15 protein-coding genes are annotated in these 14984 nt (G+C 68.3%); 9 read left to right on the top strand and 6 right to left on the bottom strand.

Annotated features, from left to right (window positions below; genetic code table 11):
• The first annotated feature begins 27 nt into the window (after positions 1–27).
• The 5 genes from efeO to ACFQ9K_RS08395 all read left to right on the top strand — a co-directional run bounded on the left by efeO (position 28) and on the right by ACFQ9K_RS08395 (position 4727).
• A complete protein-coding gene (gene efeO / locus ACFQ9K_RS08415) occupies positions 28–1149 on the top strand; it encodes an iron uptake system protein EfeO (protein WP_378719811.1) in 1122 nt (373 codons plus the stop codon).
• Positions 1130–2407 (top strand): iron uptake transporter deferrochelatase/peroxidase subunit, encoded by a 1278-nt coding sequence (gene efeB / locus ACFQ9K_RS08410; protein ID WP_378719813.1) that lies wholly within the window; start codon positions 1130–1132, stop codon positions 2405–2407. Before efeO ends, efeB begins: the two co-directional genes overlap by 20 nt.
• 68 nt (positions 2408–2475) lie before the next feature.
• Positions 2476–2985, top strand: coding sequence for an NUDIX domain-containing protein (locus ACFQ9K_RS08405; protein WP_378719814.1), 510 nt, complete (start codon positions 2476–2478; stop codon positions 2983–2985).
• A 181-nt stretch (positions 2986–3166) separates the two neighbouring features.
• Positions 3167–3973: an SDR family NAD(P)-dependent oxidoreductase gene (locus ACFQ9K_RS08400; protein ID WP_378719816.1), complete on the top strand. Its 807-nt coding sequence runs from the start codon at positions 3167–3169 to the stop codon at positions 3971–3973.
• 34 nt (positions 3974–4007) lie between these two features.
• Positions 4008–4727 (top strand): DUF2306 domain-containing protein, encoded by a 720-nt coding sequence (locus tag ACFQ9K_RS08395; protein ID WP_378719818.1) that lies wholly within the window; start codon positions 4008–4010, stop codon positions 4725–4727.
• Here the strand turns inward: ACFQ9K_RS08395 and ACFQ9K_RS08390 are convergent.
• Entirely contained in the window at positions 4690–5214 is a 525-nt protein-coding gene (locus ACFQ9K_RS08390) for a cytochrome P450 (protein WP_378719820.1), read from the bottom strand. The genes ACFQ9K_RS08395 and ACFQ9K_RS08390 overlap by 38 nt on opposite strands.
• On the opposite strand from ACFQ9K_RS08390, the gene ACFQ9K_RS08385 reads away from it, so the two are divergent.
• A complete protein-coding gene (locus tag ACFQ9K_RS08385; protein ID WP_378719822.1) occupies positions 5138–5449 on the top strand; it encodes a cytochrome P450 in 312 nt (103 codons plus the stop codon). The genes ACFQ9K_RS08390 and ACFQ9K_RS08385 overlap by 77 nt on opposite strands.
• On the opposite strand, the gene ACFQ9K_RS08380 is transcribed toward ACFQ9K_RS08385, so the two are convergent.
• The 5 genes from ACFQ9K_RS08380 to ACFQ9K_RS08360 all read right to left on the bottom strand — a co-directional run bounded on the left by ACFQ9K_RS08380 (position 5430) and on the right by ACFQ9K_RS08360 (position 8926).
• Positions 5430–6122, bottom strand: coding sequence for an aquaporin (locus ACFQ9K_RS08380; RefSeq protein WP_378719823.1), 693 nt, complete (start codon positions 6120–6122; stop codon positions 5430–5432). The genes ACFQ9K_RS08385 and ACFQ9K_RS08380 overlap by 20 nt on opposite strands.
• Positions 6123–6152: 30 nt before the next feature.
• Positions 6153–6398, bottom strand: a complete 246-nt coding sequence (locus ACFQ9K_RS08375; protein WP_378719824.1) for a hypothetical protein — start codon at positions 6396–6398, stop codon at positions 6153–6155.
• Between the two features lie 144 nt (positions 6399–6542).
• Positions 6543–7130 (bottom strand): hypothetical protein, encoded by a 588-nt coding sequence (locus ACFQ9K_RS08370; RefSeq protein ID WP_378719826.1) that lies wholly within the window; start codon positions 7128–7130, stop codon positions 6543–6545.
• A 111-nt stretch (positions 7131–7241) separates the two neighbouring features.
• Positions 7242–7991 (bottom strand): ABC transporter permease, encoded by a 750-nt coding sequence (locus ACFQ9K_RS08365; protein WP_378719827.1) that lies wholly within the window; start codon positions 7989–7991, stop codon positions 7242–7244.
• 158 nt (positions 7992–8149) lie between these two features.
• On the bottom strand, positions 8150–8926 hold the full coding sequence (locus ACFQ9K_RS08360) for an IclR family transcriptional regulator (protein WP_378719829.1): 777 nt from the start codon (positions 8924–8926) through the stop codon (positions 8150–8152).
• Positions 8927–9279: 353 nt separating this feature from the next.
• Here ACFQ9K_RS08360 and ACFQ9K_RS08355 point away from each other — a divergent pair, with 353 nt between their 5' ends.
• The 3 genes from ACFQ9K_RS08355 to ACFQ9K_RS08345 all read left to right on the top strand — a co-directional run bounded on the left by ACFQ9K_RS08355 (position 9280) and on the right by ACFQ9K_RS08345 (position 14928).
• A complete protein-coding gene (locus tag ACFQ9K_RS08355) occupies positions 9280–10485 on the top strand; it encodes a glycoside hydrolase family 76 protein (RefSeq protein WP_378719831.1) in 1206 nt (401 codons plus the stop codon).
• A gap of 323 nt (positions 10486–10808) precedes the next feature.
• The gene (locus ACFQ9K_RS08350) at positions 10809–13934 is read left to right on the top strand and encodes a type I polyketide synthase (RefSeq protein WP_378719833.1); all 3126 of its coding nucleotides are present in this window, start codon (positions 10809–10811) and stop codon (positions 13932–13934) included.
• A 22-nt stretch (positions 13935–13956) separates the two neighbouring features.
• Positions 13957–14928, top strand: coding sequence for an AfsA-related hotdog domain-containing protein (locus ACFQ9K_RS08345; RefSeq protein ID WP_378719835.1), 972 nt, complete (start codon positions 13957–13959; stop codon positions 14926–14928).
• Positions 14929–14984: the final 56 nt, after the last annotated feature.

The following is a 14984-nucleotide window of genomic DNA, read 5'->3' as shown; positions in this document are numbered from 1 at the left end:
AAAGGTCCACGCTCCGTGCGTTTTCCCATGATTCCCGTAGCAGTCGCGGTGACGGTGCCCGCGTTGCTCGTTTCGTGCACCAGTAAGACCGACAACGCATCGGCAAGCGATATCGCGGTCACCGCGAACGACACCAGCTGCGAGGTGGCCAAGGATTCGGCCGAAACCGGCCAGGTCACGTTCCGGATCGCGAACAACGGCACCAAGGTCACCGAGTTCTACGTGTACGGCGCCGGCGAGCGCGTCATCGGGGAAATCGAGAACATCGGCCCCGGCCTCACCCGTCAATTGATCGTTTCCGTGCCCGATCCCGGCAAATACCAGACCGCGTGCAAGCCCGGCATGGTCGGCGATGGCATCCGGCACGATTTCACCGTTACCGGGCAGGCGCAGAAAAGGGACGAATCGGGCAAACTCGCCGAGGCGGCCGACGGTTACAAGCGCTACATCCTGAGCCAGGTGAGCGCGCTGCAAGAAACCACGAAGTCCTTCGTGGCCGCGGTCAAGGCCGGTGACATCGAGTCCGCCAAGAAGCAGTACCCGATCACCCGCACCTATTACGAACGCATCGAACCGGTCGCCGAGAGCTTCCCGAACGATCTCGATCCGCGCATCGATCTGCGCGAGGCCGATGTCGCGGCCGGCGACAAGTGGACCGGGTTCCATCGGCTGGAGAAGGATCTGTGGGCACAGGGCCTGCAACCCGACACCAACCAGATCGCCGACCAGCTCCTGGCCGACATGGGTGAACTGGCGGCCGGCGTGAGCGCGGCCAGTTACACCGTCGATCCGGTGCAGGTCGCGGGCGGCGCGCAAGGGCTGCTCGACGAGATCGCGCGGACCAAGATCACCGGCGAGGAGGACACCTTCTCGCACACCGATCTGTGGGACTTCCAGGCCAACGTCGACGGTTCGCAGGCAGCCATCGCCAGCCTGCGGCCGATCCTCGACGAGCGCAACCCCGAACTCGGCACCCAGATCGACCGGCGCTTCGCCGAACTCGACAGCGAGCTGGCCAAGTATCGGCTGGGCGACGGACATGTCAGTTACGAGACGGTCAACAGCGATCAGCGTGCCGCGCTAGCGCGGCAGATCGACGCGCTGTCCGCCGTGGTGAGTCAGGTGCAGGGTGTCGTCGCAGGATCGTGACCCAGGGCGGGGTGGAATTTCCCGGCGCGGACTGATCGGGTCGGCGGGGTTCGGCGTCGCCGCCGCCGGCGCGGGTGTGCTGGCCGGGCGGATGTCGAGCACCGCCGCGGCGGCCAGTGCCTCCGGCATCGTGCCGTTCCGCGGCGCGAACCAGGCGGGCATCGTCACGCCCACCCAGGACCGGCTGCATTTCGCGGTGTTCGATGTGCACACGCGTTCGCGTGACGAACTCATCGATCTGCTGAAGACCTGGACCTTGATGGCGGAGCGGATGACCTCCGGCCGCGAGGCGGAGCCGGGTGGCGCCGTCGGCGCGGGCGCGTACAAGCCGCCGACCGACACCGGCGAGGCGCTCGACCTGTCCCCGTCCAGGCTTACCCTCACGATCGGTTTCGGCCCGTCGCTGTTCGTCGGCGCGGACGGGGCTGACCGTTTCGGCATCGCCGCGCGCAAGCCGAGCGCGCTCGTCGATCTGCCGAAGTTCACCAAGGACGCGCTCGAACCCGCGCGCTGTGGCGGTGACATCGCCATCCAGGCCTGCGCGGACGACCCGCAGGTCGCCGTGCATGCCATCCGCAACCTGGCGCGGGCCGGCTTCGGCGCGGTCTCGGTGCGCTGGTCCCAGCTCGGTTTCGGCCGCACCTCCTCGACCTCGACCAGCCAGACGACCGCCAGGAACCTGCTCGGTTTCAAGGACGGAACCCGCAACATCAAGGCCGAAGACCACGACACCGTCAACAAGTTCGTCTGGGTCGATCGCGCCGACGACCAGGCCTGGCTGGCCGGCGGCTCCTACCTCGTCGCCCGCCGCATCCGCATGCTGATCGAGCCGTGGGACCGCACCACCCTGCACGAGCAGGAGCGAGTCATCGGGCGCACCAAGGGATCCGGCGCCCCGCTCGGTGCCCGCGACGAGTTCGACGAGCTGGACCTGCAATCCGCCGGTCCCTCCGGCCCGCTCGTGGACACCGACGCCCACGTCCGGCTGGCCTCCGCCGAAGAACTCGGCGGCATCCAGATCCTGCGCCGCGGTTACAACTTCACCGACGGCTCCGACGGTTTCGGCCATCTCGACGCCGGACTCTTCTTCATCGCCTACTGCCGCAACCCGCAAACCCAATTCGTCCCCATGCAAAACAACCTGGCCCGCAACGACGCCCTCAACGAATACATCAAGCACGTAGGCTCGGCAGTCTTCGCCGTCCCCCCTGGCGTCGGCCCCAACGACTACTGGGGCTCAACCCTTTTCGCTCCCTGACCCGAGCCGCAGTGCCGGATGCCGCGTCCGTACGATCCGGCATGGCGACTGACGGCTGAGGGGGACCGATGCGGGACTGGAAGTACTGCCCGAAGTGTGGTTCGGCGCTGGTGTGCTCCGGGCGCGGTCATGAGATCCGGGCCGCCTGCGCGAAATGCGGGTACGTCAAGTACGACAACCCGTTGCCGACCACGATCGGTCTGATTGTTCGGGGTGATCGGGTGTTGTTGCTGCGCAGGGGAATCGAGCCGGAGCTCGGGAAGTGGGACACCGTCGGCGGGTTCATGTCCGGCGACGAGACCGCCGAGGAGGGCTTGCGGCGGGAGGCGCGCGAGGAGATCGGCCTCGAGGTCGATCGGCTCTCGTTCGTGGGCTCGTTCTCCTCGGTGTACGGCGCTACCGGGCTGCGCACAATCGGTCTCGCGTTTCGATGCGCCATCGCCGATGGCCGGCCGATCGAGTTGTCGGGGGAGAACACCGAGTATCGCTGGTTCGATCTGGCGGAGCTCCCCGACGTCGCTTTCGCGGACGTGCGAAAGGCGTTGGCGCAGTTGCGATCCACGCACGCATCGGGTTGATCTCGGCCGAACGTAGTCGGCGAATCTCGCCGGCCGCCGGTCGGGTGGACCGGTAGGTCCGTTGCCTTCGGCCCATCGTCTTGCAGCGCAAAACTTACATGCGTTACCTCTTGCGCTCACTGAGCTAACAGTCGTAGCCTTACGCTGTTAGTTCATCGGATCCGACGAGTGAGGTAGGCGGATGGGCAAGGTGTGGTTCATAACCGGGGTGTCGCGGGGGTTCGGGCGGGAGTGGGCTTCGGCGGCGCTGGAGCGGGGGGACCGGGTTGCGGGAACGGCGCGGGATCTGGCGGCGGTGGCGGATCTGGCCGCGGAGTTTCCGGCGACGTTTCTGCCGTTGCGGCTGGACGTGACCGATCGGGCGGCCGATTTCGCGGCGGTCGAGCGGGCGGCGGGGCATTTCGGGCGGCTCGATGTGGTGGTGAACAATGCGGGGTTCGCGCAGTTCGGCATGGTCGAGGAGCTCAGCGAGCGCGAGATCCGGGCGGAGCTGGAGACCAATCTGTTCGGGGCGCTGTGGGTTACCCAGGCGGCGCTGCCGATTCTGCGGGCGCAGGGGAGCGGGCACATCATTCAGGTGTCGAGTCTGTGGGGGCTCGTGGCGTCGCCGAGTGTGGGCGCGTACAACGCGTCGAAGTGGGCGTTGGAGGGCCTGTCCGAGGCGCTGGCGGCCGAGGTCGCCGATTTCGGTATTCACGTCACGGTGCTCGAACCAGGCACCTACGACACCGGGTTCACGTTGAGCCGATTCGCTACCGCTAACCCCGCCTACGACCGGGTGCGCGCGACCGCCGCCGACGCGGGGCAGAGCTTCGGCAAGCCCAGCGCGACCCGCTCCGCCCTGCTGACCCTGGTGGACGCGGAGCAGCCGCCGTTGCGGTTGCTGCTGGGCGACACGGCGGTGCGGGTCGTGGCGGACGAGTACCGCTCCCGGCTGGCGGTGTGGCGCGAATGGCAGTCCGTTTCCGCGGCGGCGCAGGGCAATTGACTTCTTCAACCTCAGCTGAGCATCGGAGTTCCTTATGTCCGTAGTCATGTCGGCGAGCGTGCGCCGGCGTTGGTGGTGGTTCCTGTGGGGCCTGCTGGTCGTGTTCGCGATCGGCATCGCCGCCTTCTTCGTGACCCCGTACCTGATGAACAGTTCGACCGTGCCTATCGATCGAAGCATCGTGGGGTACTACCTGAGCCTGGTCGTGCACGCGGTGCCCGCCGGCCTGGCCCTGGTCATCGGGCCGTGGCAGTTCGTGCCGCAGCTGCGGGCGCGCTTGCCGAAGTGGCACCGGCTGGCCGGCCGGGTGTACCTGATCTCGGTCGTGGCGGCCGCCGCCGCGGCGTCCTATGCCGCGGCGGTGACGCCGAGTGGCTTCGCGTTGCAGGTCGCGTTCTACATGCTGGTGGTGGCGTGGCTGTATACGGCCGCGCAGGGGTATCGAACGATTCGGCGCGGTGAGGTGAAACTGCACCGGATCTGGATGATCCGCAACTACGCGCTGACCTTCGCCGCCGTGACGCTGCGCCTGTACCTGCTCGCCGGTACGGAGTTGGCGAAAGTCATTCCGTCACTGGAGTATCGGGACATCTACACGGCGAGCGCGTGGGCGTCCCTACTGGGCAACGTGCTGGTCGCGGAATACTTCATCATCCATGCCACGCTGGACCCGTTGGTCCGCAAGCGGAATGGCCGAGCCCCGCTCGCCGGGCCGGCTATTGCCCATCCACCGCGAGCGTCCCGAATCGGCTGACGTTCGCGTGGTTGTGTCCATCCGCGCTGGTGATCACGACCTCGGTCGGGTTGGTCAGCGCGATGCAACAGTAGTTGTCCCTGTCTCGCTGCACGGTTATCGACAACAGTCGCCGGTCGGTTTCCTGCTGCCACTGTGTCATCTCGTCGTACAGTCCGCGCATGGAAGGATTTTCGAAGTAGACGAGATTGTGCTTGTTGTTGTCCGACATGAGCCCGGTCTCCATTCGTGCCATAGGGGAAGTTGCGACGCCGACGTAGCCTCCAGCGTAGGCGTCACAAAAGCGCTCCAGCGCAGTATGTTTCGTTCGGAAGCCGAACCTGTGGTGCCAGACCAGGTCGGAGTAGGGCTGGGCCAGGTGCAGGCGGGGGAAGCGCTGGAGCAGTGCGGAGAACGCGACCGCCGCCTCCATGCGGGCCAGGGGCGCGCCGACACAGAAGTGGGCGCCGTGGCCGAAACCCGGGTGCTGGCGTGCGTCGCGGCTCAAGGGTTCCGAGTTCCCGGCCGTCGACGCCCGCATCGACGCGGGCGACGACCTGCTCCTGCTGCCCTTGCTCAGCCAGCGCGATCCGCGCCACTGGGCAGCCCCCGACGAATTCCGCCCCGGACGCTGGGACCGCATCGACCCCGAAACCCATCCCGGCTACTTACCTTTCGGCCACGCCTCGGAGCGATGCTGGGGCCGCCACAGAAGACGGTCGGCTAGAGGTCCGCGCGATTGAGCAGCCGGAACGCCAGGCCCGCCGCGGCGCCGCCCAGCAGCTCGACGAGCGGATAGAGCAGCGTCCACGGGCCGAACAGTCCCATGACCTGACCGCCGAAGAGCACGGCGGGATTGAACACCGCGCCGGAGAGGCCGCCCACCGCGATGGCGCCGGCCGCGACGGTGAATCCGATGGCCAAGCCGTAGAACGAGTTGTTCGGATGGTCGGCGCTGGTGGCCACATTCAGCACGACGTAGGCGAGGGCGAAGGTGAACAGGAGTTCCGCGACGAGCGCGTCGGCCAGCGGGTGACCGGTCGGGTTCACGGCCGGTCCGCGAGCCCCGCCGACGACGAGGCGTACGACTACCGCCGCCACCAGCCCGGCCGCCACCTGGGCCGACCAGTAACCGGCGGCCGCCGCGGCGCCGATGCGGCCGCGGACCAGTGCCGCCAGCGTCACCGCGGGGTTGTAGTGCCCGCCGGAGATGTGGCCGCCCGCGTAGACCATGACCATGAGCGCCGCGCCGATCGCCAGCGGCGCGAGCGGACTCCCGCTGTGCACCGCCGATCCGACCGTGAAGACGAGGAAGAAGGTGCCGATCGCTTCGACGGCCAGCTTGCGGGCGATGTCCCGGCCGGGTGTGTCGAGCTTGGTGCGTGCGGCTGTAGCGGTGGGGGCTGAGGTAGCCATTGTCCGATCTCCACTTGTACTTGCGATCTGCTATGTCTCGGCCGGCGTTCGCAGTTCGTATTCCCGCAGCAGCGCGGCGGCGCCGTCATGCCGGCGCAGTCGGCCGTCGGGATCCAGGCAGACCTCTCCGCAGAAACTCGAGGCGGTGCGGGTAAGGTCCGGCAACAGATGTCCGCACACCCAGAAGGCCGCTGCCGCAGCGTCATACGCCACGGGGAATCGGCAGATGCCGACGTCGGCAACGGGTGCACTGGAGGTCGCGGATCGCTCGTTCATTCCTGACTCCTCGCGTCTGCCAGCCGCGCAGGCAACCTGTGAGCGTCGTCGCAGAAGCCTGCTGTCAGGTGAAACGTATTGCCCGCCTGGATGGTTCAGTCGATCAGCCAGCCCCCTTTACTGGCTGTCGGCCGCGGATCCGGTCTATTGCGTTGGTGGCGACCAGGTTTCGAGGTCGGTGAAGTCTGGTGGCGGCTCGGTGGCGCGGCGCTCGGTCAGCGCGGCCGCGTCCCGGCGCACGGCTCGCCGGGCCCGCCAGCCGAAGAAGTGGCTGTCGGCGCGCATTGCCCGCACACAGATCGCCAATTCGGGCTTGATCTCGTACCGGATCGGCAGCGTGATCGCCATCTCCGCGTCGGCGGACACGAGTGGCTGGCGCCACGCCCATTTCCGGTGGACGCGGCCGAAGATCCGGGATCGTTCCCAGAGCGCGCGGTAGGCCGCGGCGGTGGTGGGGGATTCGAGCTCGAGCCAGCCGAGGTGAAAACCGACCGCGCTCATGATCTCGCCGTGCTGGGTGTCGAGCTTCGTGCGGGTCGCCGCGGTCGAATCCGTCCGCCGGGCGACCCGGTACGGGATCTCCTGGTACTGGCGGATCGTGCGGAGCGCCTCGGCGTAGGTCTTGATCCGCTGCTCGCGCCGGGCCGCGAGTTGATTGATCACATACCCGGCGAGAGCCGCGGATGCGGCGATGATGGCGGTGATTATCCCGACGATCGCAGCGGCGTTCATGCGTCCCCCGGTCGAGGCCGAAGATATGGTTCATCCGATTGTCGCGCGGGGACGACCGGCTCGACTTCGAATTGATCGGATGGTGACGTCGGATTCGGTGAGGTCGCGGCGTCAGCGGGCAACCCGCCGGTGCACGCGTCCGGTGGCGACGAGTTCGATGGTCGCCGCCACTGCGCATGATTGAGCCAGCAGTAGGCCCAGTAGCACGAGGACCTGGACGGCGGCGGCGTGGGCGGCGGAGCCGCTGGCGACGAGGACACCGACAAAAGCGCCGGGGAGGGTCACCAACCCGACGGTTCGGGTTTGGTCGACGCCGGGTAGCAGCGCGTCGGTCGCGGTGGTCCGGATGATCTCCAGCCGCGCGTCGCGCTCGAGGAATCCGAGGCTCAGCGCCGCTTCCACCTCGCCGAGGCGTTCGGTCAGCGCGTCCAGCGCGCGTCGGGCGGCCAGCGAGGTCGCGGTCATCGTGCCGCCGAGGATGATTCCGCCGATCGGCACGATGGCGACACCCTGCACCGGAACGACACCGCTGACCAGCATCGGCAGCAGCGTCGCCAGCAACCCGGCACCGATCGAGGCCGTCAGCCATGCGGCGGATCGCCCCGCCCGTGCCCGCCGGGCGGCGGTGAGGACCGCCGCGCCGAACATGACCACCAGCACCAGGATCGACGACCACAGCGCGGCCAGGGCCGCCGCCAAGATCAACGCGACCACCGCCAGCTGCACCACCGCGCGTCCGGCCGCCAACGGCGCGACCCACACCGGCCCGAGCCACGCCAACCGGTATACCGCCGCTGCCGCTCCCACCAGAACCACGCACAGCACCGCCAGGCCAACCCCCGGCGTCGCCATCGAATTCATCCTCGGACCTCCGTCGACTCGTGCGCGCTGACGGCACCATCATTGGTGAACTCGCGCGGCAGCGTTCGACCGACCGGTCGGTGACTACCGCCGGTTCGAGATCGGGGCCCGGGGCCTGGCCTGCGGAGTCGTGCGGATGGCGGCTACGCACCGCAGGCTCACGCGCTCCGCGGGTTCAGCGTCTCCGCCAGGTCCCGCTCCAGTGCAGTGGCGAGGGTGGCCGTGGCGCGGCGCATCGCGGGGGTCGTGGTGCTGCTGCCGCGACCGGCCAGACCCAGCGCACCGATGAGTTCGCCCGCGGCGTCGTGCAACGCGACGGCCGTGCAGCCCCACCCCAACCTGGATTGTTCCTGCTCGACGGCGATTCCGGTGTCCCGCGCATCGGTGAGCAGCGCGCGCAGCCGCACCGGGTGCGCGGGGGAGTATCGAGTGAGCGGTGCGCAGCCGGTGGTCAGGACGCGTTCGGCTTGCTCGGCGTGATGGGCGAACTGCAGCCTGCCGGTCGCGGTGAGCACGACACTGGGGCCGAGCGAGGCCAGCGACGGCCACGCGGTTTCCCGCATCGAATGACGATGTGCCGCACCGAAAACGGATCCGGCATTGACGAGCTCACCGTTGTGCAGCGCGCAATAGAAGGCGATCTCGCCGGGCGCCCGGGCGTACAGGTCTTGCAGGTACGGCTGCGCGGTGTGCGCGGTGCGCTGATGCCAGGTGGAACGCAGGGCCTGCTGGATCAGCCGGTCACCGGACCGATAACCCTCCGGCGTCCGGGTCAGCATGCCGCGCTGGACGAGCGCGTCGGCGATCCGGCGAACCGTCGGCTTCGGAATGCCGGTGTGCTTGGTGAGCAGGGCGAGCGTGATCGGCGCCGGTGCGCCGCTCACCGCGTCCAGAATGGCGACGGTGCGACCGACGACTGTGCGGTCATCCTGCATGGCAACCCCCGTTCCGGTGTCGGCGGGCACCGGCTCCCCAGGTGCCCGCCCGGTATATCGCAGAGGTCACCCCGATCGTGTCATCGACGTCTGCCACCTTGCCCGCCCCGCCTTGCGTACCGCGTTTCCGGCCGCCGCATTGATCTATATCGGCAAACCGCCATGCTGAAACGTAGATATGCGCATCTACCGATGTAGCCAGGCATTCGGTGATCGACTCGACAACCGATCTCGCGTCCAGAGCAGGCCGGGACGGGGAATCGCTACCGCGCCGGAACAGGCGGCGCAAGATAGAATCCACCCGCACGGTTTCTGCCTCTGATGATCATGCTCAGTAAAGGGAGTCCGAGCGGATGGATCGCCGGGACAAGGGGATAAGCCGGCGCAACGTGCTGGTGGCGGCGGGAGCCTCGGTCGTACTGACCGCGCTGGCGGAGCCCGCGCAGGCCATGACGATCACGCGGAAGGTGTCCGCGGGCCCGGACGATCCGGGGCAGCGGGCGGACCTGGCGGAGCAGGCGATCGTGCAACGGCACGTGCGCACGCTCTGGGGCAGGCCACAGTTGCGGATGGGCACGCTGTACTGGCCGGGGACCTGGCTGGATCAGTCCTTCGTGAAATGGTGCTACTGGTGGCAGGCCCACCTGCTGGACTGCGCGGTGGACGCCGCGCATCGCGCCCGTACTCCGGAACGGATCGACCGAGTCATCGCCCTCGCCCGCGGTATTCGGGTTCGCAACCTGACCGGCTGGACCAACCGCTACTACGACGACATGTCCTGGCTGGTGCTGGCGCTGGAGCGGGCCGACCGGCTGCTCGGCGTCCGATTCACCGAAGCGGTCGACGACCTGCGGTCCGATCTGATCGGCGGCTGGGACCCCGCGGTCGGCGCGGTGCCCTGGCGGATCGACGACGAGTACTACAGCACCTCCGCGATCGGCCCGGCGGGCATCGCCATGGCGCGGCTGGGGAATCTGTCCCGAGCCGAAGAACTCGCCGACTTCCTGGAGACCCGGTTGCGCGACGGCGACACCGGCCTGATCTTCGACGGCATCCACGAGCCCGGCGGCCGGGTGGATCGCTCCGCCCTCACCTACTGCCAAGGCGTCGCCATCGGACTCCAGACCGAGTTGGCAATCCGCACGGGCGAATCGGCGCATCGACGGCGGGCGGCGTCGCTCGTCGCCGCGGTCCGGGACCACATGACCGACGCGGGGGTGATCGCGGCCGCCGCGGCAGACGACTCCGGCTTGTTCATGGGCATTCTCGCCAGGTATCTCGCGGAAACCGCACTGGCCCTCGGCGATTCCACCGCCGCGAGCATCGTGCACGCCTCCGCGCGGGCGGCCTGGAGGCACCGCGCCGAAGTGGACGGCCTGCCGTTGTTCGGCGTGGACTGGCGGCGCCCGGTCACGGTGCCCCCGCCGCCCGGCACCTTTCCGCAGCTCATGTATTCCGCTGCCGCGTCGTCGAGGAACCTGAGCCGCGATCTCTCGGTCCAGCTGAGCGGGTGGATGCTGCTCGAGGCCGATTATCAACTCGCCGCCGCCGGGCTCTGAGCCGCGGTCGAATTCGTCGGACTTATCGAAACTTTCGCATACCGTCCGGTTGGATTCTTTGTCCGATTACCCCCGGATGGGGGGTTTTGGCGCGCCCGCGAATTATGCGCGGCTTATCAATACATTATGCAAAGGTGGAGTTCTATAATTCGCCTGTAAGTTGTTCCGGTTGACAACTTTTGGCGCCGCGGTAATGCTGTCAGCGGAGGTCGAAGATGAACTTTACGCCCTTGATCGACGCTTCGAATATTGACGAACAAATCGATTCCGTTGGCCGGCCGTTGCCGTCGATCTCGACCCTGGCGGGGAATCGAGGATGACCGATGGCCGACGAAGCTGAACTACGCAGGTACCTGAAGAAGGCGGCCCGCGAGCTGTACGAGACGCAGCGGCGGTTGCGCGAGCTCGAGGCGAAATCCAGTGAGCCGGTGGCGATTATCGGGATGTCGTGCCGGTTTGCGGGCGGGGTGCGGTCACCGGAGGACCTGTGGGACTGCGTGATAGCGGGGCGCGATCTGGTCGCCGGGTTTCCGGCCGACCGGGGCTGGGATCTGGATTCGATATTCCAGGCGGATCCGGGCGTATTCGCCGAATCCACCGCCGGTCACGGCGCCTTTCTGGATCGTCCCGGTGAATTCGACGCCGGCTTCTTCGGTATCAGCCCGCGCGAGGCGCTGGCGATAGACCCGCAACAGCGGCAGGTGCTGGAAGTTGCCTGGGAGACCATCGAGCGCGCCAGAATCGATCCGGCGGAGTTGCGGGGTACCGATACCGGAGTATTCGTCGGCCTGACCAGCCAAGGCTATGGATTCGGTTACCCGACCGGGATGGGCGACGCGGAATCCTATTTGGTGACCGGAAATATCTCGGCGATGGCGTCCGGCCGGGTCGCCTATCTGCTCGGCCTGCACGGGCCTGCGGTCACGCTGGACACCACGTGCTCGTCGTCGCTGGTGGCGCTGCACCAGGCGGTTCAGTCACTGCGCTCGGGGCAGACCTCGATGGCCCTGGTCGGGGGCGTCACGGTGATGGCGACGCATCTGACCTTCGCGATGTTCGCCCGGCAGCGCGCGCTCGCCGCGGATGGCCGCTGTAAGGCCTTCGCGGCCGGCGCCGACGGCACCGCCTGGGGCGAGGGCATCGGCATGGTTCTGGTCGAACGGCTCTCGGACGCAGAGCGTCTGGGCCACCCGGTGCTGGCGGTGGTGCGGGGCTCGGCGGTGAACTCCGACGGCGCGTCGAACGGGCTGACCGCACCCAACGGCCTGGCCCAGCAGCGGGTGATCGCGGCGGCGCTGGCCGACGCGCGGGTGCGACCGGACCAGGTGGACCTGGTGGAGGGACACGGCACCGGCACGGTGCTCGGCGACCCGATCGAGGTGCAGGCCCTGCACGCCACCTACGGCAAGCAGCGTTCCGCGGATCGGCCGCTGTGGCTCGGATCGGTGAAATCGAATGTGGCGCACACCCAATCGGCCGCCGGGGTGGCCGGGCTGATCAAGGCGGTGGCGGCGATCCGGCACGGCGTGGTGCCGCCGACCTTGCACGTCGACGAGCCGACCGGGCACGCGGACTGGTCGCCGGGCACGATCCGGCTGGCCACCCGGGCCTGTCCGTGGCCGGAACACGACGGTCCACGCCGGGCGGGCGTGTCGTCGTTCGGGATGAGCGGCACCAACGCCCACGTCATCCTGGAACAGCACGTGCCGCCCGAACCGGAACTCGCCGCCGATCGTGCGGCACCGACCTCGCCGGTGGCCTGGGTGCTGTCCGGGAAGAGCGCGGCCGCACTGGCCGGCCAGGCATCCCGGCTGCATGCCGCGCTGACGGCCGATCCGGAGCTGAGTCCCGCCGCGGTCGGCTATTCGCTGGCCACCACCCGGACCGTTTTCGACCATCGTGCCGTGGTGGTCGGCCGCACCCGCGCCGAACTCGTCGATCAGCTGGCCGATCTCTCGGCGTCGAGTTCGGTCATCCGTACGCACGCGCGCGGCGCGGGCAAGATCGCGATGATGCTGCCCGGCCAGGGCAGTCAACGGATCGGCATGGGCAGCCAGCTGTATCGCGAGTTCCCGGTCTATGCCGCGGCTTTCGACGAACTGTGCGCGAGTTTCGCCCCACTGCTCGACCGTCCGTTGCGGGAGGTCGTGTTCGACCCGGCCGGGGAGCGGCTGCTCGATCGCACCGAATACACCCAGCCCGCGCTGTTCGCGGTCGAGGTCGCGCTGTTCCGGCTGCTCGAATCCTGGGGTCTGCGACCGGATTTCGTGATCGGGCACTCGATCGGCGAGCTGGCGGCCGCGCAGGTGGCCGGCGTCTTCGCGCTGCCGGACGCCGCGACGGTGGTCGCGGCCCGCGGTCGATTGATGCAGCAGCTGCCGCCCGGCGCCATGGTGTCGCTGCGGGCCCGTGCCGACGAGGTGTTCGAGTCGCTGGCCGGGTGGGAATCGGACGTCGCGGTCGCGGCGTGCAACGGGCCGAACGCGACGGTGATCTCGGGCAGCGAGGCGGCGGTGCTGACCGTCGCGCGGCAGTGGCGTGACCGTGGACGACGGGTGAAGCGGTTGCGCGCCGACCGCGCCTTCCACTCACCGCACCTGGACGGCGTACTGGCCGAATTCGGCGAGGTCGTCGCGGGGGTGCCGCGGGGTCCGGCGTCGATTCCGGTGATCTCCAACCTGACCGGTGCGCCGGTGTCGGCCGACGAACTGGGCTCGGTCGACTATTGGGTGCGGCAAGCCCGCGAACCGGTCCGCTTCGTCGACGGGCTGCGGCATCTGCTCGCGGCGGGCGTCACCACGGTGATCGAGGTGGGGCCGGGCACGGTGCTGTCGGATATGAGCTACGAGTGCGTCGACGATGCCCGCTGCGTGGCGATCCCGGCGCTGCGATCGGCGACCGGCGAGGCCGACGGCCTGGTCAAGGCGGTCGCGGGCGCGTGGGTTCGCGGCATTCCGGTGAACTGGGGCGCGACGTTCGCGGAGTCCAGAACCGTCGACCTGCCCACGTATGCCTTTCAGCGGCAGAACTATTGGCTCAACACCGCCTTGGCGGGCGAAGCATCCGCTGCGGTAACGGAGTTCGGCACCGAGCCGGACCCGGCCGTGGGTGACCTGCCCACCGCCTCGACATTGATTGTGCGAGAACGGCTTTTGACCCTGCCCGCCGCGGAACGGCCGGACTTCCTGCTCGACGTGGTCACCGCGCAGTTGCGCGAAATCGTGGTGGACCGGCTCGATGCCGAGATCGACCTCGATGCGTCCGTTTTCGACCTCGGCCTGACGTCGCTGTCGGTCCTGGAGTTCCGCAGCAGGCTCAATGTGGCTGCCGGAATAACGGTCTCGGTCGAGGATCTGCTCCGCGATCCGACACCCCGTGCCGTAGCCGCATTGCTGGCCGCCGCCGTCCACCTGCCGGATCGGCCCGAATCAACCGTGCTCGCGGTGTGAACGCGCACCGAAAGGAACGCCGATGACGAAGAATCTGCTGGAATCCGGGCCGCCCCGGCGCGACGGCCTCACCTTCGATCAAACCGTGCCGCGCACCCTCGCCCATCGCCGCGCGCTCGGTGAGGTGTATGTCGCGGACACCGTGCAGGTGGGGCCGGGGGAGTTCCTGGCCGCGATCCAGCTGCCGCGCGCGCATTCGCTGTGGTTCGACCGGACGGTCGATTACCACGATCCGCTGTCCACCGTCGAAGCGATCCGCCAGGCGATGCTCGTCGTCGGCCAGCGCTACCGGCAGGTACCGGCGGACACCCCGCTCACCCTGCAGCGCTTGGCTTTCGGAGTGGAGGACCTGAGTGCGTTCCGGGACAACCGGCGCTCGCCGCTCGAGGGCATCGTCCGGATCCACTCGGAGCAGGGGCATCACGGCGACTACTTCGTCGACACCGCGTTCGAGGCGACCCTGACCATCGACTCCGCGTCTGCGTTGACTGTCAGCGGCAGCGGGATCGTGTTCACCAGGGACGCCTACGACGGCATGCGCACGGTCCAGCGGGCCGAACGCGCCACCGGGGTGACCGGCGCCGGACCCGTCGTCACCCTGGTCGAGCCGGTGCGGGTAGGCCGCCGCGATCACCGGAACGTGGTGCTGGCGACGGTGCCGCACGACGACGGTGTGGTGCTGGTCGTCGATCAGAGCCACCCCTCGTTCTTCGATCACCCGTACGATCACGTTCCCGGGCCGCTGCTGCTGGAGGCATTCCGGCAGGCGGCGATCCTGGCGAGCGGCAGTCCGGATACCCCGGTGGTGACCGCGGCCGAGGTCGAGTTCACCGGATTCGCCGAGTTGGACGCGATCGTCGAGTGCGCCACCGAGGTCGACCACGAATCCGGCTCGGACGGAACCGAAGTCGTCGTCGACCTCCACCAGTTCGGCAAGCAGGTCGCGCACGGCCGCGTCGAGTTGTCGCCCTATCCCGCCGACAGTTACCGATAAGCATCCTCATCGATCTCTCCGAATAGGCCAGAGCGCGTGCAGAACCGTTCGGCCAC

The organism is Nocardia sp. NPDC056564, assembly GCF_042793755.1.
Lineage (GTDB): Bacteria > Actinomycetota > Actinomycetes > Mycobacteriales > Mycobacteriaceae > Nocardia.
The sequence above is the reverse complement of the archived record's forward strand: the minus strand, read 5'-3'. Positions and strand labels throughout refer to the sequence as shown.

Bases quoted from the DNA above. Each gene is read 5' to 3' on its own strand.
- ACFQ9K_RS08350 (WP_378719833.1), top strand. From the start codon at position 10,809: ATGGCCGACGAAGCTGAACTACGCAGGTACCTGAAGAAGGCGGCCCGC.
- ACFQ9K_RS08360 (WP_378719829.1), bottom strand. From the start codon at position 8,926: ATGCAGGATGACCGCACAGTCGTCGGTCGCACCGTCGCCATTCTGGAC.
- ACFQ9K_RS08370 (WP_378719826.1), bottom strand. From the start codon at position 7,130: ATGAACGCCGCTGCGATCGTCGGGATAATCACCGCCATCATCGCCGCA.
- ACFQ9K_RS08385 (WP_378719822.1), top strand. From the start codon at position 5,138: ATGCGGGCCAGGGGCGCGCCGACACAGAAGTGGGCGCCGTGGCCGAAA.
- ACFQ9K_RS08375 (WP_378719824.1), bottom strand. From the start codon at position 6,398: ATGAACGAGCGATCCGCGACCTCCAGTGCACCCGTTGCCGACGTCGGC.
- ACFQ9K_RS08380 (WP_378719823.1), bottom strand. From the start codon at position 6,122: ATGGCTACCTCAGCCCCCACCGCTACAGCCGCACGCACCAAGCTCGAC.
- ACFQ9K_RS08400 (WP_378719816.1), top strand. From the start codon at position 3,167: ATGGGCAAGGTGTGGTTCATAACCGGGGTGTCGCGGGGGTTCGGGCGG.
- ACFQ9K_RS08365 (WP_378719827.1), bottom strand. From the start codon at position 7,991: ATGAATTCGATGGCGACGCCGGGGGTTGGCCTGGCGGTGCTGTGCGTG.
- ACFQ9K_RS08405 (WP_378719814.1), top strand. From the start codon at position 2,476: ATGCGGGACTGGAAGTACTGCCCGAAGTGTGGTTCGGCGCTGGTGTGC.
- ACFQ9K_RS08345 (WP_378719835.1), top strand. From the start codon at position 13,957: ATGACGAAGAATCTGCTGGAATCCGGGCCGCCCCGGCGCGACGGCCTC.
- ACFQ9K_RS08395 (WP_378719818.1), top strand. From the start codon at position 4,008: ATGTCCGTAGTCATGTCGGCGAGCGTGCGCCGGCGTTGGTGGTGGTTC.
- ACFQ9K_RS08355 (WP_378719831.1), top strand. From the start codon at position 9,280: ATGGATCGCCGGGACAAGGGGATAAGCCGGCGCAACGTGCTGGTGGCG.
- efeO (WP_378719811.1), top strand. From the start codon at position 28: ATGATTCCCGTAGCAGTCGCGGTGACGGTGCCCGCGTTGCTCGTTTCG.